The organism is Photorhabdus aegyptia (assembly GCF_000612035.1).
Taxonomy (GTDB): domain Bacteria; phylum Pseudomonadota; class Gammaproteobacteria; order Enterobacterales; family Enterobacteriaceae; genus Photorhabdus; species Photorhabdus akhurstii.
Genome location: NZ_JFGV01000017.1, coordinates 35,041 through 55,408, shown reverse-complemented (window position 1 = coordinate 55,408; position 20,368 = coordinate 35,041). Strand labels below are relative to the sequence as shown.

The window sequence follows — 20,368 nt, the reverse complement described above, 5'->3', positions numbered from 1 at the left end:
GTGAATATTGAAACACAACTCCGCCGCCGCCCGGTGGTGGATGACAGTCATCTTCCACAACAGATTCATCCATTACTGCGTCGTTTGTATGCCATTCGTGGTATCCAGCAAGCGAATGAATTGGAGCGTGGCGTTCAAGGCTTATTGAATTACCAGCATTTGAGTGGCGTGGAACAGGCGGTGGCGCTCTTGTTGACAGCACTTCATGAACACTGGCGTATTGTTATTGTCGGTGATTTTGATGCTGATGGGGCAACGAGCACGGCATTGGCGATCCGATCATTACGCTCGATGGGATATCGCCATCTGGATTATCTGGTGCCAAATCGTTTTGACGATGGTTATGGTTTAAGCCCGCAGGTGGTGGAAGAGGTCGTCAAAAAAGGCGCTGACCTAATTATTACCGTGGATAATGGTATCTCTTCCCATGAAGGAGTTGCGGCTGCTCATCAGCACCGTATGAAAGTGATTGTTACGGATCACCACTTGCCGGGCGATATTTTGCCGGCTGCCGATGCCATTATTAATCCCAATTTATCCGATTGCTCTTTCCCATCTAAATCTTTGGCAGGGGTTGGCGTTACGTTTTATCTGATGTCGGCTTTAAGGGCGGCGCTGAGAAAAGATCAGTGGTTTGAAAAGCAAGGAATTGCTCTGCCGAATCTGGCAGAAATGTTGGATTTGGTTGCGTTAGGTACGGTTGCCGATGTTGTACCTTTGGATGCCAATAACCGGATTCTGGTTTATCAGGGATTGAATCGCATTCGTGCAGGGCGTTGCTGTGCGGGAATTCGGGCATTATTGGAAGTTTCCAAACGTGATGCCTATAAGCTAGCAGCCAGTGACTTAGGTTTTTTTCTGGGGCCAAGACTGAATGCCGCCGGTCGCCTCGATGATATGTCCATTGGCGTCACTTTATTGCTAACTGACGACATGGCAAAGGCGCGCCAGATAGCTTGCGAACTGGACAGTCTTAACCATACCCGGCGTGAAATAGAGCAGGGAATGCAACAAGAAGCCCTGCAAATTTGTGACAAACTTGAACGTACCAGTACTGAGCTGCCTTATGGGCTGGCGCTTTATCATCCAGAATGGCATCAGGGAGTCGTCGGCATTCTGGCTTCCCGCATTAAAGAACGTTTTCATCGGCCTGTTATCGCTTTCGCACCGGCAGGGGACGGTATTTTGAAAGGTTCTGGTCGTTCAGTGCAGGGATTGCATATGCGTGATGCGCTTGAGCGGCTTGATACGTTGCATCCGGGGTTGATACTTAAGTTTGGCGGCCATGCAATGGCGGCGGGTTTGTCACTTGAGCAGGATAAATTTGAACAATTTCGGCGTCACTTTTCTGCGTTAATGGCGGATTGGTTAGATATTTCGCAACTTGAAGGTGTTATCTGGAGTGATGGTGAGCTAGCGATCAATGAACTGTCATTGGACATTGCAGAGATGTTGCGTGATGGCGGTCCTTGGGGGCAGGCATTCCCGGAGCCGGTTTTTGACGGAAAATTCAAACTACTGCAACAGCGCATTGTTGGAGAACGTCATTTAAAGGTGATAGTGGAGCCATTAAACGGTGGCCCGATGCTAGACGGGATCGCGTTCAATATCGATCCTACCCGCTGGCCGGATAACAGTGTCCGTGAAGTAGAACTTGCCTATAAACTGGATATTAATGAATTTCGTGGCAACCGTAATGTACAGCTTTTGATCCAACATCTCTGGCCTTATTAACCACGTGATCAGTAGGTAGCCAGTTATTGTCATGTACGCTTGTATGAATGAGTGACAAATCTGTTGAAGTGCTATAAACCCTGTGTCGAATCCGCTACAATACGCGGTTCGAAAATTATCCATTTATCTACGACTACACAACGTAAGACACGAAAATATGTTTGAAATTAATCCGGTAAAAAACCACATTCAGGACCTGTCTGAACGGACAACGGTTCTGAGGGGGTATCTTTGACTATGATGCCAAGAAAGAACGCTTAGAAGAAGTTAATGCTGAACTGGAACAGCCTGATGTTTGGAATGAACCGGAGCGGGCACAGGCTTTGGGTAAAGAGCGCTCTTCACTGGAAGGGATTGTTGAGACTATCGATCAGCTTGAGCAAGGTCTGGAAGATGTACAGGGCCTGCTGGAATTGGCAGTAGAAGCTGACGATGAAGAGACTTTTAATGAAGCAGTGGTAGAGCTGGGACAGCTTGAAAACAAGTTGGGTGAGTTAGAATTTCGCCGTATGTTTTCTGGTGAGTATGACAGTGCGGACTGTTATCTTGACTTGCAGGCCGGCTCTGGTGGCACCGAGGCTCAGGATTGGGCAAGTATGCTGATGCGTATGTATCTGCGTTGGGCTGAATCCAAAGGTTTTAAAACTGAAATCATTGAAGAATCAGATGGTGAAGTTGCTGGCTTGAAATCAGCGACTATCAAGATCATGGGTGATTATGCTTATGGTTGGTTGCGTACTGAAACTGGTGTGCACCGTTTGGTACGTAAAAGCCCATTTGATTCTGGCGGTCGTCGCCATACTTCATTCAGTTCTGCTTTCATCTATCCCGAAGTGGATGATGATATCGATATTGAAATTAACCCGGCGGACTTACGTATCGACGTTTATCGCGCATCCGGCGCGGGTGGTCAGCACGTTAACAAAACAGAATCTGCGGTGCGTATTACCCATATTCCAACCAACATTGTGACTCAGTGTCAGAATGATCGTTCTCAGCATAAAAACAAAGACCAGGCGATGAAACAGTTAAAAGCGAAGCTGTATGAACTGGAAATGCAGAAAAAGAACGCCAATAAACAGGAAATGGAAGAGAATAAATCCGATATTGGTTGGGGTAGTCAGATTCGCTCTTATGTTCTGGATGACTCACGCATCAAAGATTTGCGCACCGGCGTTGAAACACGTAATACACAAGCGGTGCTGGATGGCGATCTCGATAAATTCATTGAAGCAAGCCTTAAAGCTGGCTTATGAGGAACTAAAATGTCACAACAACAACAGGGTGCTGAACAGGCTCCCGATTTAAATAATGAACTGCAAACTCGCCGCGAAAAACTGGCTACTTTACGGGAAAATGGTATTGCGTTCCCGAATGATTTCCGTCGTGAAAATATTTCAGAAGATCTGCACGCGAAATACGACGACAAAACTCAGGAAGAGTTGGAAGCACTGAATATTGAAGTGACGGTTGGCGGTCGTATGATGACTCGCCGCATCATGGGTAAGGCTTCTTTTGTAACGCTACAAGATATGGGCGGTCGTATTCAGTTATATGTTGCCCGTGACGATCTGCCGGAAGGTATTTATAACGAACAGTTTAAAAAATGGGATCTGGGAGACATTCTGGGTGCGCGTGGCAAACTGTTTAAAACTAAAACCGGTGAACTTTCTATTCACTGTACCGAACTGCGTTTGCTGACAAAAGCGCTGCGCCCATTGCCGGATAAATTCCACGGTTTGGCTGATCAGGAAACTCGTTACCGCCAGCGTTATCTGGATCTGATCGCCAACGAAGAATCGCGCAAAACTTTCCAAATTCGCTCTCAGGTCTTATCGGCCCTGCGTAGCTTTATGGTCAGTAAAGGATTTATGGAAGTGGAAACGCCAATGATGCAGGTTATTCCTGGCGGCGCCTCGGCACGTCCATTTATTACTCACCACAATGCGCTGGATATTGATATGTATCTGCGTATTGCGCCGGAACTTTACCTGAAACGTCTGGTTGTTGGTGGTTTTGAGCGTGTGTTTGAAATTAACCGCAACTTCCGTAATGAAGGCGTATCTCCGCGCCATAACCCTGAGTTCACCATGATGGAACTCTACATGGCGTATGCGGATTACAAAGATCTGATCGTCCTGATAGAAGAGCTGTTCCGCACGCTGACGCAGAATATTTTGGGGAATACTCTGGTTAAATATGGCGAGCAGGAATTCGATTTCGGTAAACCATTTGCCCAAATGACCATGAAAGAGGCCATCTGCAAATATCGTCCTGAAACCAACATGGCTGATTTGGATGATATGGATAAAGCGGTGGCTATCGCTGAATCTCTTGGCATTGAAGTGGAAAAAGGTTGGGGTCTTGGTCGTGTTCAGTGTGAAATCTTTGAAGAAACGGCTGAAAGCCATCTGATTCAACCAACATTTATCACTGAATATCCGGCAGAAGTTTCTCCGCTAGCGCGTCGTAATGATGCAAATCCATTTATCACTGACCGTTTTGAATTCTTTATTGGTGGACGTGAGATTGGCAACGGCTTCTCAGAGTTGAATGATGCCGAAGATCAAGCGGAACGTTTTGCTGAACAGGTTCGCCAGAAAGACGAAGGCGATGACGAAGCCATGTTCTACGATGAAGATTATGTAACGGCTTTGGAACACGGTATGCCGCCAACAGCTGGCTTGGGTATTGGTATTGACCGTATGATTATGTTGCTGACAAATAGCCATACCATCCGTGACGTCATTCTATTCCCGGCAATGCGCCCGCAGAAATAACAGCTTGAATTAAATTTTAAATTCCAACTCCCCTGTAGCATAACTGCCAGGGGAGTTTTTATTTTCAACTGCCTTAAATATAGACAACTGAAACAGATAATGGCTTGCTGATGCCAACGAAGTCGCTATAATAATTTATGTTATCCTTAAGCGAGCGTAGTTCAATGGCAGAACGAGAGCTTCCCAAGCTCTATACGAGGGTTCGATTCCCTTCGCTCGCTCCAGTTCTGTATTCTTTCTAGAAAATGCTGTCGCATTGAAAATATACCTTTTGATATGATGTAAATTAAATCAAAAGAATTTAAGAATGATAATCAATATAAGTTAATAATTAACGCATCGTTTAATATGAAAAGAATCCCGTTATTAAATCAACCTCGAATCAGCTGGGCGTGATGTATTTTGAGTGCGAATACATCACCATAGAAAGCATTCTATGGTAAATAAATAATTAATAGAGATTATTTACCATGAAAGAAAAACATTGGTCGAAAACCCAATTTTTACATGAAGCTATAACTAATCAAAGTATTGTCATCAAAGGAACCCATAGCTATTATAGCGATTGCTGGAGTGGCGGTTTTGAAGAATCTGTCGTTCGCTATTTGTATGGTGATAAGATCAGTCTTCAATGGGAGTCTAAGTGGCCAATTGATAAATTGTATATTGGCGATTATGTTTGCATCGGCGCTGAAACTATCATTCTTATGGGTGGAAACAATACACACAGAGCAGATTGGTTCTGTTTATATCCATTCATGGAATATATTGAAGAGGCATATGTAGGCAAAGGTGACACGCATATTCATGATGGCGTGTGGCTTGGTATGCGTTCAATGATTATGCCCGGCGTTACTATTGGAGAAGGCGCTATCGTTGCTGCTAATAGCGTTGTCACTAAAGATGTTGAGCCATATAGTATTGTTGCTGGCACACCTGCGAAATTAGTTAAATATCGCTTTGAGCCGCACATTATCAATGAGATACTTGCGTTAAAAATATATGATTGGTCAGAAGAGAAATTTAATGCTTTAAAACCCTATCTCTGTGCTTCGGATATTAAGGCATTAAGATCTGCTGTAAGGTCATATTGATGGGAATAGTTAATTAGTTCCGTAGAATAATTAATTAGGCTTGATTAGACTAATTAAATGTGATTTTTAAGACGTTCTATTATTGAATTATTTAACTGAAATACATTAATTGTTAGTTTAAATACCGTTTCGGCATTCAAGCCGCAAACGGTATTTATTTAATATTCCTTCAATATAAAAGAAAATATGTTACTATCCTCTTATGAAAAGAAAAAATACACCGACGCCACATGATGCGATTTTTAAAAAGTTTTTAAGTCATATTGATACCGCCAGAGATTTTCTAGAGATACACTTACCTGCGACATTACGGGCAGTTTGTGATCTTGATACACTGCGACTGGAATCGGGATCATTTATTGAGGACAATCTGCGAGTACATTATTCCGACGTCCTGTATTCATTAAAAACTACGCAGGGTGAGAGTTATGTGTATTGCGTGATTGAACACCAGAGTTCCCCAGATAAGATGATGGCATTCCGTCTGATGCGTTACAGTATTTCAGCGATGCAATGGCATCTGGAACAGGGACATGAAAAATTGCCGCTGGTTATTCCGGTGTTGTTTTATCACGGAAAAATACGGCCGTATCCGTGGAGCACCAACTGGCTCGACTGCTTCGATGCTTCGGCTCTGGCGGAAGAGATCTATTCCAGCGCGTTTCCGTTGGTAGATGTGACGGTAATCCCGGATGATGAAATCCTGACGCACAAACGAGTTGCACTACTGGAAATAGTACAAAAACATATCCGGCAACGTGATATGGCGGAGTTACAGCAAGAGCTGACCATGTTGTTTGCGTATGATTATTATACATATGAGTTGCTAAAAAGCATGCTAAACTACATATTACTGGTGGGAGATACCGCCGATCCAGAAGGTTTTATCCGGCAACTGGCAGAACAGTTCCCGAAGTATGAGGAGGTACTGATGACAATAGCGCAGAAGTTGCAACATAAAGGACATCAAGAAGGGCTTAAGGAAGGGCTTCAAAAATGTCAAGAAGCACGCGAAGAAGGGCTTCAAGAAGGATTACAGAAAGGTGAAAAGAAAGGTGAAGAGAAAGGTAAAAAACAGGCGGTTCTGGAAATCGCCTGTAGAATGATGAACAATGGTATCGATCATGAAACAATAATGAAAAACACAGGGTTGAGCCAGAACGAACTTGAACAAATACATCACTGATTCGTGCTGAGAGCCGTAATTGGTATTTAAAGATTCGTGTTAGAAGAGGGGCTTGTCCAGCGAGTAACGGGACCGTCCCCTAGAAATATGAGGAGGTAATTGATGACAATAGCGCAAAAACTGGAGCAGAAAGCGTTCCAAGAAGGATTTCAGGAAGCATACCAAGAAGCATACCAAGAAGGATTACAGATAGGTAGAAAACTGGCGCTTGTGAAAATCGTGTATGCAATGATAGACAATGGTATAGACCATGAAACGATAATTAAAATCATTGTAATGAGCCGGAGTAAGATTGAACAAATAGCCGATTAACTTATGCTGACACTTTATTGGCATGAAAATTCGTGTAAATAAGTGGGCAAAACTTTACATATAAGCGGTATATTATTTGGATAAGTTTGAAATCATACTTTTTCTGTCGGGTATTAAGCTTTTTAATTGAAATAGTATTTGAATAATTAAAGAATATTCCTCAAATAGAATATTCGAAACATCGTAATCCGATAAATTTTCTCTTGGAAGCGGCAACCGGATTGGTTGCCTATACCGTTTAATCTAAAAAAATAAATCTGGATTTATGCACCTCTGAATTAGTCGTTCTTGGAACAGAAAGTATTGCCGTTATTGGTAAACGATCGATCGCTGAAATAAATCTGTTTAAGTTGTTGGCAAGGCTAAAACAGATTAATTAAGCCATCATACGAAAATAGATTCAGTAGATATCTGATATTCTTTTGGCGCTTTTAATTAAGATTTCTTTGTAATCAGGCGTCTGTTTTTCCACATTGGAAAATATAGCTTGAAGCGTGGCATGAGTTATTTCTTTGCCGGCGAATTCTGGCATGCCGCTATTGAACGGGGGTTCTGGGCTATATTGCATTGCCAATTGGACTGCTTGTGCATATTCTTCACCTTTGATTTTAGCAAGTAATGTTAAACCGAAATCAATACCTGCGGTGACTCCACCTCCAGTAACCCGGTTTCTATCAATAACGACTCTTTTATTAACCGGTATTGCACCGAATTCGTTGAGATCGTCTATCATCGACCAATGAGTCGCCGCCTGATACCCTTTTAGCAAGCCTGCGGCTCCTAATAGGACAGATCCTGTACATACACTTGTTACCCAAGACGCTTTATTTCCCACTTTATGCATCCAATCAAGCATGTCTAATTCGGCAAGCAAAGCATAAGGATTTCCTGTACCGGGAACACATAAAATATCCACTTTATCTAATTGCTCAAATGTAGTGCTCGGCGAGAATGATATATATTCCAGCTCAGTACGCACCGGAAGTAAATCGCGCCAAACATATTCGATATTTAACCATCCTCCTACTTCAAGAACTGTCGCGGGACCAATCATATCAAGCGGCGTCATGCCTGGGAAAATGACAAAGGCGAGAGTGGGTTTTTCTCCAGCCGATGCTTTCGTTAACGAAGATAATGCCGCAGGATGTTCCTTAGATGTGTTTTTCATGGAGAAGTTTTCCTTATCGAGATTGAAACGAGAACTGAAATTCATATGCCGCTATTTTTAGCGATCGCTGAACATCTGTATTCCCGGTAGTAAATTGATATACCCGTCATCTTTCAAGTTGCCTCTTTGTTGGCTGCGCTCGCTCACCCCGGTCACATAGTTTGCTATGCTCCCGGGGATTCACTCCCTTGCCGTCGCGATGCATCTTGAAATCCATAGGGTATAGAACAACTGTAACCGTAAGCTAATTGGCGTGTATGCCAATATTGCGACGATTTACGCCAAGTGCCATAATTGCCTTATGGACATTAAAACTCTCTATTTTCTGATCTTCCCCAACGTAAATCTGCTGGACCTCTCAGGGCCATTGCAGGTCTTTACCACAGCTAATGAACTGGCAGAGAAGGCTGGTCACAGGCGGCCTTACGCCATAAAAGTCGTGGCTTGTGAGTCCGGGCAGGTAATGACGCAAGCCGGAATAACTGTGCAGGCAGAACCCTTACCTAAGTTGGATTCTCCCGCCGATACTCTGATCGTTGCAGGAGGTATTGGCGTTGAATCAGCGGCGAACCATCCGCCATTGCGTAATTGGTTAAAGGGACATGCATTGCAGGCTAGGCGTATTGTGTCTGTATGCAGTGGGGCATTCATTCTGGCTGCTTGCGGGTTACTTGATGGTCGCAGAGTCGTCACACACTGGAGTAGCTGTGCTGAACTAGCCCGGCGTTACAGTAAATTGCGGGTAGAATGTGATCCTATTTTTATTCAGGATGGCCCGGTGTGGACTTCTGCTGGCGTCACCGCAGGAATCGATTTGGCTCTGGCATTGTTGGAGGAAGATTTCGGTCATAAATTGGCGCTGGATGTTGCACGGGAACTCGTTATGTTTCTCAAACGTCCCGGTGGGCAGGAACAGTTTAGTGCTCCACTGGCATTACAAAGCAGTACGAGTAAATTTGCAGATCTGCACGCTTGGATGACCAACAATTTGGCGGGAGACCTCTCAGTAGCCGCTTTGGCCGCCCGGGCCAATATGAGTGAGCGTAGTTTCGTGCGCCACTATAGCCAACACGCAGGAATTACGCCAGCCAAAGCGGTGGAGCGATTCCGCCTGGAAGCGGCGCGTCAACTTTTAGTTGAATCTACGCTATCGCTCAAGTGCATAGCCTCCCGTTGTGGTTTCGGCTGTGAAGATACTTTGCGTCGTAGTTTCTTCCGGGCATACGGTAGTACTCCACAGGATTATCGTAAGCATTTCAAAACGACGTTTTAAATCACGTTTTCGTTAACGTTCGTTCCTTCATTCCCGGCCAATTCTTGTTTCAGTCGTCGCCACAATGTAGTGCGGCTAATCCCCAGATACTCCGCGGCGGCTTGGCGATCGCCAGAAAACCGTTTCAAGGTTTCATGGGCTGAAAGTGGCGCAGCAAGTGAGGATTGTTCAGTCAACGAAGGTTTTATACTTTTTTCTGCCAGCTTGAGTGTAGATTTACGCTCCGGTGAAAGGGCTAATATCAATTCCGGTGTTAAGGTATGCTCAGGATGAGCACTGAGATATAACGTTACCCGTTCCATGAGATTACGTAATTCTCGGACATTGCCGGGCCAATGATAGGTTTGCAATGCTTCCTGACAGGCAGCAAGCTCTTGCACTCTTGATTGTGATACCGGCAAGTTCAATGCGGCAAATGCTCGTCGCAGATATTCCAGCGCCAATATACCAACATCGTTGCCCCTTTCTCTGAGGGCTGGAATATTGATCCGTAATACACTCAGACGATAGAACAGGTCTGTTCGAAAACGCCCCTCTTGCACCCAAGTATCCAAATCGCAATGTGTGGCGCAAATGATCCGAACATCAACGGCAATGGGGCGGTGCCCTCCTACTCTGACAACGGATTTTTCTTCTAGTACCCGCAATAGCCGCGTTTGAAGGGGCAGTGGCATTTCACCAATTTCATCCAGAAATAACGTGCCTCGATGAGCAACTTCAAAAAGACCCGCACGTCCTCCACGTCGTGAACCGGTGAAAGCCCCTTCCTCATAACCAAACAATTCAGCTTCCAATAGGGATTCAGCAATGGCGCCGCAGTTAACGGCGACAAACGGGCGTTGGTGTTTACCTGCAATCTGACCATACCGCAGAGCATATTCATGGTGAATGGCTTGTGCCACCAGCTCCTTCCCTGTACCACTTTCCCCTTGTATTAGCACTGTGGCAGGCGAGCGGGCGTATAGCATAATAGTGTTGCGCACATGTTCCATTACCGCTGAATCTCCCCGGATATCATTGAGAGTATGACGGGTACGCAAACTATTCTCGGTTGGATAAGCAGAAATTGAGGCTTGGTTGAGTTTGGTCATTCTGGCGATATCCAGAGCATCACGGAATGCCTGGCGGATAGAATTAGCGGAGTAGACAAAAACACCCACCAATTCAGCTTCATAGGCAAGATCGGTAATCAACCCGGCACCGACAATCACTTTAATGCCGATGGCTTTTAGTGCATTGACTTGGGCCCGTGCGTCTTCTTCCGTTACGTAACTGCGTTGTTCAATTCGCAAGTTGAACCGTTGCTGAAATTCTTCTAGCGCGGGTAACGTGTTCTGATAGGTGATAACACCAATACGAGAGCTGATTTGTCGTGCGCGGGCTAATGCCTGCATAAAATCAAATCCGCTGGCTTTGGCGATAATAACGGGCACTGACAAACGGCTTTTAAGATAGGCGCCATTAGAACCGGCACAGAGCACAGCATCACAACATTCAGTTGTTAACCGTTGACGAATATGCTGAACCGCATTTTCAAAACCGAGTTGGATAGGCGTGATATTGGCCTGATGATCGAACTCTGGTGTGATATCACGGAAGAGATCAAAAAGACGGGAAACAGATACTGTCCAAATGACCGGTTTATCACGTTCTGTTGACGGTATTTCTGCCATGCTATTCCTCTATCTGTACGCTGTTTTCGTTTTTCCCACCACAATAGTTCAATGTTTCGCAATTGTTTCATTCGTGTTTCGTGAAACGTAATTGATTCATTATGAAACAGGTGTGCTTTTCTATCAATGGTGCTTTCCTACAAACTAATAAATATTTTTATCGCTATTTTTCAATTAAAAAACAAAATATTAACTTTATTTTGTGTTTGTTTTTTAAAATCGCCAGCCATTTTTTATTTTATTGGTACACCTATTGCTAGGTAACAAGTGTGTTTCATTATAATAACAACGAGGTCCTAACATGGCGCTTTCCTCTGCTGGTTTGGCATTGCGTCAGGCTATAGAAGCCGAATCTCCACTACAGGTCGTTGGCGCCATTAATGCGAATCATGCGTTGCTGGCTAAACGGGCGGGCTATAAAGCCATCTATCTTTCTGGTGGTGGTGTATCGGCGGGTTCATTGGGGATGCCTGATCTGGGAATTTCAACGCTGGATGATGTGTTAATAGATATTCGTCGTATTACGGATGTATGTGATTTGCCATTGCTGGTGGATGCTGATATCGGTTTTGGCTCTTCTGCCTTTAATGTGGCACGTACAGTGCGCTCAATGATCAAAGCAGGGGCGGCGGGGTTGCACATTGAAGATCAGGTCGGTGCGAAGCGCTGCGGTCATCGCCCGAATAAAGAGATTGTATCCAAAGAGGAAATGGTTGATCGCATCAAGGCAGCAGTCGATGCCCGTACTGATAAAGATTTCGTCATTATGGCTCGCACTGATGCCTTGGCTGTTGAAGGATTAGCTGCGGCTCTTGACAGGGCAAAAGCCTATATCGAAGCCGGGGCAGATATGCTGTTTCCTGAAGCGATCACTGAATTACACATGTATCAAGCATTTGCGTCAACAACCGGGGTTCCAATACTAGCCAACATCACCGAATTTGGTGCGACTCCACTTTTCACGACTGAGGAGTTGAAAAGTGTGGATGTTTCCATCGTGCTATACCCGCTTTCTGCTTTCCGAGCAATGAATAAAGCAGCCGAGCAGGTTTATGCCACACTCCGTCGCGAAGGGACGCAGAAGAGTGTGATCAGCATGATGCAGACTCGCAATGAGTTATATGAAAGCATCAACTACTACGATTTTGAACAAAAACTGGATGTGCTTTTCTCCCAGAAAAAGTCTCAATGATGGACAGTTCCACCTAATTTCATCGTTTTATATGGCATAAAAACAGTAGAGGTGATACCCATGAGCGAACAGAACACGATGACTGAGTTAACCACTTTCAAGCCTAAAAAATCGGTAGCCCTTTCTGGCGTCAGTGCGGGTAACACAGCGCTTTGTACCGTTGGAAAGACCGGTAATGATCTGCATTACCGTGGTTACGATATTCTTGATCTTGCGACCCAGTGTGAATTTGAAGAAGTTGCATACCTACTGATTCACGAAAAATTGCCTTCCTACGCTGAACTGGCTGCCTATAAAACGAAATTAGCAGCACTGCGAGGTCTGCCGAGTAGTGTAAAGGCAGCACTGGAAACATTGCCCGCAGCCGCTCATCCGATGGATGTCATGCGTACGGGCGCCTCTGTTCTTGGTTGTACATTGCCTGAGAAAGACGATCACAACCTTGCGGGAGCGCGTGATATTGCTGATAGATTACTGGCCTCTTTCAGCTCCATGTTGCTCTATTGGTATCACTATAGCCACAATGGGCGTCGTATTGAGGTGGAAACGGATGATGAGTCGATAGGCGGGCATTTTCTGCACCTCCTGCATGGTAAAAAACCCAGTGAATCGTGGGAAAAAGCCATGCATACCTCCCTAATTCTTTATGCGGAACACGAATTTAATGCTTCGACATTTACCAGCCGGGTTATCGCAGGAACTGGTACGGATATCTACTCTGCCATTATCGGAGCGATTGGTGCGTTGAGAGGACCAAAACATGGTGGAGCAAATGAAGTCTCTTTTGAAATTCAACAGCGTTATGAAAATCCTGATGAAGCAGAGAGGGATATCCTGGCGCGATTAGAAAGAAAAGAGGTCATTATCGGCTTTGGTCATCCGGTTTATACCATCTCTGATCCCCGTCACAAAGTGATTAAAAATGTGGCTCTGCAACTTTCCAAACAGGCAGGAACCACCAAAATGTTTGATATTGCGGATCGAATAGAAGCGGTGATGTGGGCCAATAAGAAAATGTTCCCGAACCTTGATTGGTTCTCAGCGGTTTCCTATCACATGATGGGAGTGCCAACTGCGATGTTTACACCATTGTTTGTGATTGCTCGCACTGCGGGGTGGGCGGCCCACATTATTGAACAGCGTATTGATAACAAAATTATTCGTCCAGCAGCCAACTATACCGGGCCAGAAAATCAAGTATTTATGCCAATTAGTAAACGTGGGTAACGCTATTTTTGATGCAGAGATCCCTGTATACGTGTTTTTTTAACAAGGAATTATTATGTCTACCTCTGTTGTAAGCAATCGCCCTGAATATGATCAGGTGATTGTGGATATTGTGGATTATGTTATGGAATACGCCATCACATCATCCATCGCCTATGAAACGGCTTATTACTGTTTTCTGGATACGTTGGGTTGCGGGTTAGAGGCACTGGAATACCCGGCTTGTAAGAAATTGCTAGGGCCGATTGTGCCGGGGACAGTGGTACCTAATGGCGTGCGTGTGCCGGGAACGCAGTTTCAACTCGATCCGGTACAGGCGGCATTTAACATTGGTGCGATGATCCGCTGGCTAGACTTCAATGACACATGGCTTGCCGCTGAATGGGGGCATCCATCCGATAACCTCGGTGGCATCTTGGCAATAGCTGACTGGCTATCAAGAAATGCCGTTGCTGGTGGGAAAAAGCCTCTCACGATCAAAGATGTTTTGGCGAGTATGGTTAAAGCGCATGAAATTCAGGGATGTCTTGCATTGGAGAATGCATTCAATAAAGTCGGTTTAGATCATGTTGTGCTGGTAAAAGTGGCTTCGACCGCTGCTGTTGCTGAAATGTTGGGATTGAATCGGGAAGAGATCCTGAGTGCGGTATCACTGGCTTGGGTTGATGGTCAATCGCTGCGAACTTACCGCCATGCTCCGAATACCGGTTCACGCAAATCTTGGGCTGCCGGTGATGCGACATCCCGCGCGGTGCGTTTGGCTTTGATGGCGCAAAAGGGTGAAATGGGATATCCCTCGGTATTAACCGCAAAAACGTGGGGATTCTATGATGTTCTGTTCAATGGTCAGCCTTTTAAATTCCAGCGTGCCTATGGCTCTTATGTGATGGAAAACGTGCTGTTCAAAATCGCTTTCCCGGCAGAATTTCATGCACAGACCGCAGTGGAAGCGGCAATGAGCCTGCATCAGCAATTGAAAGACGCGGGTAAAACTATCAATGACATTACAAAGATCACCATTCGTACCCATGAAGCCTGCATTCGGATTATCGATAAACAAGGCCCGTTAAACAATCCTGCGGACCGAGATCACTGTATTCAGTACATGGTGGCGATTCCTTTGATTTTTGGCCGCCTTACTGCGGCGGATTACGAAGATAGCGTTGCGGCAGATCCCCGCATTGATGCACTGCGGGAAAAAATAGTGTGTGTTGAAGATCTTGATTTTACCCGTGATTATCACGATCCAGAAAAACGCTCTATTGCTAACGCATTAACTGTTACGTTTACAGATGGCAGCCAGCTTGATGAAGTGAAAGTCGAATTCCCCATCGGCCATGCTCGCCGCCGTAAGGAAGGCATTCCATTATTGCTGAAAAAATTCAGCACCAACTTGGCACGCCAGTTCCCTGAAACACAACAGAAAAAAATCCTGTCTGTTTCCCTTGACCGTTCGTTACTGGAAAACATGCCGGTAAACGAATACCTCGATTTGTACGTTATTTAAATTTGTCATGCTATCGGCGGCCGCTCTCCCAAGTGCCGCTCTATCATCTACGGCAGCACTAGGAGAGATTATGTCATTCAACGCTTTTTATCAGCAATCTATTGATGATCCCAATTCTTTCTGGGCAGAACAGGCGCAACGCATTTTCTGGCAACACCCGTTTGAACAAGTGCTGGATCATAGCAATCCTCCCTTTGCCCGCTGGTTTTGCGGTGGAAAAACCAACCTATGTTACAACGCGGTGGATCGCTGGCTGGAAAGCCAGCCCGATGCCAAAGCGCTTATCACGATTTCAACAGAAACCAATAGTGAGAAAGTATTTACTTTCAGAGAATTACATCAGGAAGTGAATAGAGTGGCTGCCATGATGCTCTCTTTGGGGGTTAAAAAAGGCGACAGAGTTCTGGTTTATATGCCGATGGTTGCCGAGGCGCTGTTTGTTTTGCTCGCTTGTGCCCGTATTGGTGCTGTTCACTCTGTTGTCTTCGGTGGTTTTGCTTCTCAGAGCCTTGCTACTCGGCTGGATAATGCTGAGCCGGTGTTGGTAGTGTCTGCTGATGGCGGATCGCGCGGCGGCAAAGTTATTCCTTACAAGCCATTGTTGGATGAGGCTATCGAACTGGCGAATCACAAACCCCGTCATGTGTTGATGGTTAACCGCGGACTATCGGAAATGGTTTGGGTGCCGGGGAGAGATATCGATTTCGCTACATTGCGGCAAGAGCACTTTGATGCAGACGTACCCGTGATTTGGCTTGAATCAAATGAAACTTCTTGTGTGCTCTATACATCCGGCACGACGGGTACGCCAAAGGGCGTACAGCGTGATGTTGGAGGTTATGCTGTCGCACTGGCAACATCTATGGATATCATTTTTGGCGGTAAAGCGGGGGAGGTGTTTTTTAGCACCTCAGATATCGGCTGGATCGTCGGGCATTCTTATATTGTTTATGCTCCTTTAATTGCAGGAATGGCGACGATTATGTATGAGGGGTTGCCGATACGGCCAGATGCGGGCATTTGGTGGAAAATAGTGGAGAAATATCAGGTAACGCGGATGTTTTCAGCACCTACGGCGATTCGTGTACTGAAAAAATATCCAATTGAATGTATTGGTAAATACGATATTTCATCACTTAAAACATTGTATCTGGCGGGAGAACCGCTAGATGAGCATACCGCCCGCTGGATTGCTGAGGCTATTAATGTTCCTGTCATAGATAATTACTGGCAGACAGAGACCGGTTGGCCAATTATGGCGATTGCCCGCGCTTTGGATGACAGGCCGAGCCGATTTGGCAGTACTGGCTTCCCGATGTATGGTTTTCATGTCAAGCTCATCAATGAACTGACTGGTAAGGCGTGTGGTGATAACGAAAAAGGAATGCTTGTTATTGAAGGGCCTTTACCCCCGGGTTGTATTCAAACTATTTATGGTGATGATACACGTTTTATCAATACCTATTGGCGACACTTTGATCATGCTGTTTATTCCACATTCGATTGGGGTATTCGTGATAGTGATGGCTATTATTTTATTTTGGGGCGTTCGGATGACGTGATTAATGTGGCCGGGCACCGTCTGGGAACAAGGGAGATAGAAGAGTGTATTGCCGGCCATGAAGATGTTGCCGAAGTGGCTGTTATTGGCATTAAAGATGTTATTAAGGGACAAGCCGCGGTTGCTTTTGTTGTCCTTAAGGAGGGGAAGGAGATCCAGAATGCTGAGCATTTTGCTGTTTTGGAAAAAGTCTTGATGGATTTGGTCAATAAGCAAATTGGCAGTGTAGGCCGCCCGGCACGGATCTATTTTGTCTCTCAGCTTCCCAAAACACGTTCAGGAAAAATGTTGCGTCGAACCATGCAGGCAATATGTGAAGGACGTGAACCCGGTGATCTTGCCCTGATTGAAAATCCTGCTTCATTAGAAGTCATTCGAGAAGCTGTTTTTCAGTGAATAGCTTTTCATAATATTGCGGCGCTTTGATTTTTCCTTGTTGATTTTCTAGAAGCGGGATACTGCCTCCATAAACTGCTTTATTAACAATTATTATATACCCTATGGATTTCAACATGCTTCTCGAAGCCTTGCCGCGTTAGTTTCAGCACTGAGGGAAACAAGTGTGATTTTTGGCATTATTTTCAGTGCATGGATTCTCAAAGAGAAGATAGGGCTGGTAAGATTGATTTGTACTTTGATAGTCATGGTTGGCATTTTTTTAACCATTTTAAAGTGAAATAGCATTTGTGTTTTGCCGGGCATAGCTTCTTCGTATAAAAATTCTTCTTGCAAAGAAAAACGGTATTGTTGGAAATACGACGGTTATGGCGAGCTGAAATTTTGGTCGAATTTAATGAAAAAATTCCATTGGTTTTAGAAAAATAATAAATTTTGCCGCTAAAGCGACATTCCTGCATAAAGTGTTTTAACATTTGGTCGTTAAATACGTACAATCCCGTCCCTGAATGTGTTCTCTACAGAATAGGCTTAGTTTGTCACTGATCCAATTTTATACATCGCGAAGCCGCTTGCCAGCTTGGCTCGGTATATTCGCGATACTGATGTTGTTCATTGCGCCAGTGATCTCTCGGTCACTGGAACATGCGCGCATTGGTGAGGCTCATTCATCGAGAGTGGTCGATTGCCATGTGGCGATGTCATCTGACGATGATATGCCTCGCAATATGCCTCATTCTGACATTTCTTCCGCATCATATGTTACTAACCATCATGATGGCATGCAGATGGGTATGCATGGCGGTATGTCGATGTTGGAGGATATTGCCTGTGGATACTGCGTTTTTCTGATCCATGTACCTATGCTGGATTTGGCGAATACACCGCTATTTTGGTCAACTTCGCTGACTTCACGGCCACCACCGATTCAAACCGTAGCTTCATTTCTGCCGCATTTCATCTTTTCTGATTCGTTGCCTCGCGCTCCGCCTGAACAGATCTCATCTCATTAATTTAAACATAATGAAATGTCTTGTCCTGCTCATTGTTGAGTCAGGAAAAGTTTGTTCATACCAAAAACACTTTGGTTGGATTCTATAACGTATTCCGCTTTTGATAGAAATATCACTTTGGAAGGTGGATTTACATTTAAGGCAAGATGATGATATTCGAAAAAAATATTTCTCATAAAAAAAATACGCTGTCCCGTTGTATTAATTCGGCAATGCCGCTTTTTCTGTTAGCTGCTTTTAATGGCTATACGGCTGAAACTTCACCTGATTCACGCGACCATGTGCACGGTTTAAAAACCAATGATGGTGATGTGATCACGGTAACAGCACCTCTGCATTCTCCTTTGTCAATTGTCACCTCGCCAAAAACGCCTCGTCAGCCGGTTCCGGCCAGTGACGGCTCTGACTATTTGAAAACCATACCGGGATTTTCTCAAATCCGTAACGGTGGCACCAATGGGGACCCGGTATTTCGCGGAATGTTTGGTTCAAGGATTAAACTTCTGACTGATGGCGCAGAAATGCTAGGAGCGTGTCCTGGCAGAATGGATGCCCCTTCATCTTATATTTCGCCAGAAAGTTATGATTTGCTGACAGTCATTAAAGGGCCTCAAACGGTATTGTGGGGACCCGGTGCTTCCGCTGGGACCGTAAGGTTTGAACGTGAACATCCGCGATTTGATGAGCTGGGAGCAAAAATCAATGCCAGTGGACTGACGGGTTTAAATGACCGTTGGGATGGCAATGTTGATGCGAGTATCGGCAGTGAATTGGGATATTTACGTTTAATGGCAAATAAATCCCGTTCAAATGACTACAAAGATGGCGATGGGTATCGCGTTCCTTCACGTTGGGATAAATGGAATAGTGATCTTGCGTTAGGGTGGACGCCGGATAAAGATACATTGCTTGAATTGACCGCCGGGAAAGGTGATGGTGAGGCCCGTTATGCTGGACGTAGCATGGATGGCTCGCAATTCAAACGTGAAAGTCTCGGTTTACGTTTTGAGAAATCCCACCTCAGTGAGGTGCTTGATAAGGTTGAAGCTCAAGTTTATTACAACTATACCAACCATATTATGGACAATATCACTTTGCGTTCTCCGAATAGTCCCATGTCGATGGGGATCTCTTCTTCGGGTTGTAAGCATGGATGTGGTATGCACATGAATATGAACCACGGTATGTCGATGCAACTGGATCGTCGCGTTGTCGGGGGGCGAGTCATGGGCACTTGGCTATGGCAAGACGTTAAATTGGAAAGCGGCGCAGATACGCAAACCAATACCCACCGTAATAAATCAGGTAGCTCATGGCAAAAGGATGCTCAATTTTATAACTATGGCCTGTTTAGCGAGCTAACTTGGTATACCACAGAACAGAGCGAATTAATAACCGGCGCCCGTCTTGATCGCAGCCGAGTAAAGAAATTTGCTGGCAATAGTGAAAAAGAGCGTAATGATACTTTACCGAGTGGTTTTATGCGCTTAGAGCATACTCTGGCTGATATGCCAATGATGTTTTATGCCGGTATTGGTTACACCGAGCGTTTCCCTGACTATTGGGAACTGTTTTCGCCTAAATATGGTCCGGCGGGGAGTGCCAGTGCTTTTGATGGGGTAAAAAGTGAGAAAACCACTCAGCTTGATATTGGCGCTCAATATACCGGGGAACGTTTTAATGGTTGGGTATCCGCTTATGTAGGGCGTGTAAATGATTTCATCTTATTTAGATATAGCCCGACAAACGCCCGTATTAGCCAGGCTGATAACGTTAATGCCAATATTATGGGAGGGGAGATGGGCTTTGGTTATCAATTGACAGATCATTGGAAAACGGACGCCAGCCTTGCCTATGCTTGGGGAGAAAACAGAACGGATGGCAAACCGATGCCTCAGATCCCGCCTCTGGAAGCCCGCTTCGGATTGACCTATGAACGTGGTGATTGGAGCAGTACCGGTTTGTGGCGATTGGTGAGCAGCCAGCATCGGATTGCCGAGGGGCAGGGAAATGTTGTCGGTAAAGATTTCCAAGATAGTTCAGGTTTCGGCGTACTTTCTGCAAACGCTGCCTATAAGGTTAACAAAAATATAAAAGTGAGCGCGGGTATCGACAATATTTTGGATAAAGAATACAGCGAACACCTCAACCTTGCTGGTAATAGCACTTTTGGTTATTCAGCGAATACCTCAGTGAATGAACCCGGCCGGACAGTGTGGGCGAAATTAGATATAAAATTTTAATGAGAAAAT

The 20,368-nt window shown here is 45.0% G+C and carries 16 protein-coding genes and 1 tRNA gene; 15 read left to right on the top strand and 2 right to left on the bottom strand.

Features of this window, described 5'->3' with window-relative positions; translation table 11 throughout:
- The 7 genes from recJ to BA1DRAFT_RS07500 all read left to right on the top strand — a co-directional run bounded on the left by recJ (position 1) and on the right by BA1DRAFT_RS07500 (position 7,106).
- Complete coding sequence (gene recJ / locus BA1DRAFT_RS07530) at positions 1-1,734, top strand: single-stranded-DNA-specific exonuclease RecJ (RefSeq protein ID WP_036777606.1); 1,734 nt, start codon at positions 1-3, stop codon at positions 1,732-1,734.
- Between the two features lie 157 nt (positions 1,735-1,891).
- Positions 1,892-2,990 (top strand): peptide chain release factor 2 gene (gene prfB / locus BA1DRAFT_RS07525; protein ID WP_152544290.1). Its coding sequence is split into 2 segments (ribosomal slippage): positions 1,892-1,966 and positions 1,968-2,990, totalling 1,098 coding nucleotides; the frame shifts between segments, so codons are not numbered across the junction.
- 9 nt (positions 2,991-2,999) lie between these two features.
- Positions 3,000-4,514: a lysine--tRNA ligase gene (gene lysS / locus BA1DRAFT_RS07520; RefSeq protein WP_036777602.1), complete on the top strand. Its 1,515-nt coding sequence runs from the start codon at positions 3,000-3,002 to the stop codon at positions 4,512-4,514.
- A 150-nt stretch (positions 4,515-4,664) separates the two neighbouring features.
- A tRNA-Gly gene (locus tag BA1DRAFT_RS07515) sits at positions 4,665-4,738 on the top strand.
- A 246-nt stretch (positions 4,739-4,984) separates the two neighbouring features.
- Positions 4,985-5,608: a CatB-related O-acetyltransferase gene (locus tag BA1DRAFT_RS07510; protein ID WP_036777600.1), complete on the top strand. Its 624-nt coding sequence runs from the start codon at positions 4,985-4,987 to the stop codon at positions 5,606-5,608.
- 202 nt (positions 5,609-5,810) lie between these two features.
- Complete coding sequence (locus BA1DRAFT_RS07505) at positions 5,811-6,794, top strand: Rpn family recombination-promoting nuclease/putative transposase (RefSeq protein ID WP_036777597.1); 984 nt, start codon at positions 5,811-5,813, stop codon at positions 6,792-6,794.
- A gap of 102 nt (positions 6,795-6,896) precedes the next feature.
- A complete protein-coding gene (locus tag BA1DRAFT_RS07500) occupies positions 6,897-7,106 on the top strand; it encodes an RpnC/YadD family protein (protein ID WP_036777595.1) in 210 nt (69 codons plus the stop codon).
- Between the two features lie 400 nt (positions 7,107-7,506).
- Here the strand turns inward: BA1DRAFT_RS07500 and BA1DRAFT_RS07495 are convergent, their stop codons facing one another.
- The gene (locus BA1DRAFT_RS07495) at positions 7,507-8,274 is read right to left on the bottom strand and encodes a DJ-1/PfpI family protein (protein ID WP_051560697.1); all 768 of its coding nucleotides are present in this window, start codon (positions 8,272-8,274) and stop codon (positions 7,507-7,509) included.
- 301 nt (positions 8,275-8,575) lie between these two features.
- Between BA1DRAFT_RS07495 and BA1DRAFT_RS07490 the strand changes: the two genes are divergently transcribed.
- Complete coding sequence (locus tag BA1DRAFT_RS07490; protein WP_036777593.1) at positions 8,576-9,547, top strand: GlxA family transcriptional regulator; 972 nt, start codon at positions 8,576-8,578, stop codon at positions 9,545-9,547.
- Here BA1DRAFT_RS07490 and prpR read toward each other — a convergent pair.
- Positions 9,544-11,220, bottom strand: coding sequence for a propionate catabolism operon regulatory protein PrpR (gene prpR / locus BA1DRAFT_RS07485; RefSeq protein ID WP_036777592.1), 1,677 nt, complete (start codon positions 11,218-11,220; stop codon positions 9,544-9,546). The genes BA1DRAFT_RS07490 and prpR overlap by 4 nt on opposite strands.
- A gap of 301 nt (positions 11,221-11,521) precedes the next feature.
- Here prpR and prpB point away from each other — a divergent pair, with 301 nt between their 5' ends.
- The 7 genes from prpB to BA1DRAFT_RS07450 all read left to right on the top strand — a co-directional run bounded on the left by prpB (position 11,522) and on the right by BA1DRAFT_RS07450 (position 20,359).
- Positions 11,522-12,412 carry a methylisocitrate lyase gene (gene prpB, locus BA1DRAFT_RS07480; protein WP_036777590.1) on the top strand — a complete coding sequence of 297 codons (891 nt, stop codon included), beginning with the start codon at positions 11,522-11,524 and terminating at the stop codon, positions 12,410-12,412.
- 60 nt (positions 12,413-12,472) lie between these two features.
- Positions 12,473-13,639: a bifunctional 2-methylcitrate synthase/citrate synthase gene (prpC, locus tag BA1DRAFT_RS07475; protein WP_036777589.1), complete on the top strand. Its 1,167-nt coding sequence runs from the start codon at positions 12,473-12,475 to the stop codon at positions 13,637-13,639.
- A gap of 55 nt (positions 13,640-13,694) precedes the next feature.
- The gene (locus tag BA1DRAFT_RS07470; RefSeq protein ID WP_036777587.1) at positions 13,695-15,146 is read left to right on the top strand and encodes a bifunctional 2-methylcitrate dehydratase/aconitate hydratase; all 1,452 of its coding nucleotides are present in this window, start codon (positions 13,695-13,697) and stop codon (positions 15,144-15,146) included.
- Between the two features lie 7 nt (positions 15,147-15,153).
- The gene (locus BA1DRAFT_RS07465; protein WP_268747228.1) at positions 15,154-17,103 is read left to right on the top strand and encodes a propionate--CoA ligase; all 1,950 of its coding nucleotides are present in this window, start codon (positions 15,154-15,156) and stop codon (positions 17,101-17,103) included.
- A gap of 70 nt (positions 17,104-17,173) precedes the next feature.
- Entirely contained in the window at positions 17,174-17,383 is a 210-nt protein-coding gene (locus tag BA1DRAFT_RS21845) for an EamA family transporter (RefSeq protein ID WP_338049274.1), read from the top strand.
- A 292-nt stretch (positions 17,384-17,675) separates the two neighbouring features.
- Positions 17,676-18,116, top strand: a complete 441-nt coding sequence (locus tag BA1DRAFT_RS07455; protein WP_235200991.1) for a DUF2946 domain-containing protein — start codon at positions 17,676-17,678, stop codon at positions 18,114-18,116.
- 149 nt (positions 18,117-18,265) lie between these two features.
- Positions 18,266-20,359: a TonB-dependent copper receptor gene (locus tag BA1DRAFT_RS07450; protein ID WP_235200992.1), complete on the top strand. Its 2,094-nt coding sequence runs from the start codon at positions 18,266-18,268 to the stop codon at positions 20,357-20,359.
- Positions 20,360-20,368: the final 9 nt, after the last annotated feature.

Excerpts from the sequence above, each read along its gene's own strand:
- BA1DRAFT_RS07470 (WP_036777587.1), top strand. The coding sequence starts at position 13,695 with ATGTCTACCTCTGTTGTAAGCAATCGCCCTGAATATGATCAGGTGATT.
- BA1DRAFT_RS07500 (WP_036777595.1), top strand. The coding sequence starts at position 6,897 with ATGACAATAGCGCAAAAACTGGAGCAGAAAGCGTTCCAAGAAGGATTT.
- BA1DRAFT_RS07450 (WP_235200992.1), top strand. The coding sequence starts at position 18,266 with ATGATATTCGAAAAAAATATTTCTCATAAAAAAAATACGCTGTCCCGT.
- BA1DRAFT_RS07495 (WP_051560697.1), bottom strand. The coding sequence starts at position 8,274 with ATGAAAAACACATCTAAGGAACATCCTGCGGCATTATCTTCGTTAACG.
- BA1DRAFT_RS07490 (WP_036777593.1), top strand. The coding sequence starts at position 8,576 with ATGGACATTAAAACTCTCTATTTTCTGATCTTCCCCAACGTAAATCTG.
- prpR (WP_036777592.1), bottom strand. The coding sequence starts at position 11,220 with ATGGCAGAAATACCGTCAACAGAACGTGATAAACCGGTCATTTGGACA.
- BA1DRAFT_RS07465 (WP_268747228.1), top strand. The coding sequence starts at position 15,154 with ATGCTATCGGCGGCCGCTCTCCCAAGTGCCGCTCTATCATCTACGGCA.
- prpB (WP_036777590.1), top strand. The coding sequence starts at position 11,522 with ATGGCGCTTTCCTCTGCTGGTTTGGCATTGCGTCAGGCTATAGAAGCC.
- lysS (WP_036777602.1), top strand. The coding sequence starts at position 3,000 with ATGTCACAACAACAACAGGGTGCTGAACAGGCTCCCGATTTAAATAAT.
- prpC (WP_036777589.1), top strand. The coding sequence starts at position 12,473 with ATGAGCGAACAGAACACGATGACTGAGTTAACCACTTTCAAGCCTAAA.
- BA1DRAFT_RS07510 (WP_036777600.1), top strand. The coding sequence starts at position 4,985 with ATGAAAGAAAAACATTGGTCGAAAACCCAATTTTTACATGAAGCTATA.
- BA1DRAFT_RS07505 (WP_036777597.1), top strand. The coding sequence starts at position 5,811 with ATGAAAAGAAAAAATACACCGACGCCACATGATGCGATTTTTAAAAAG.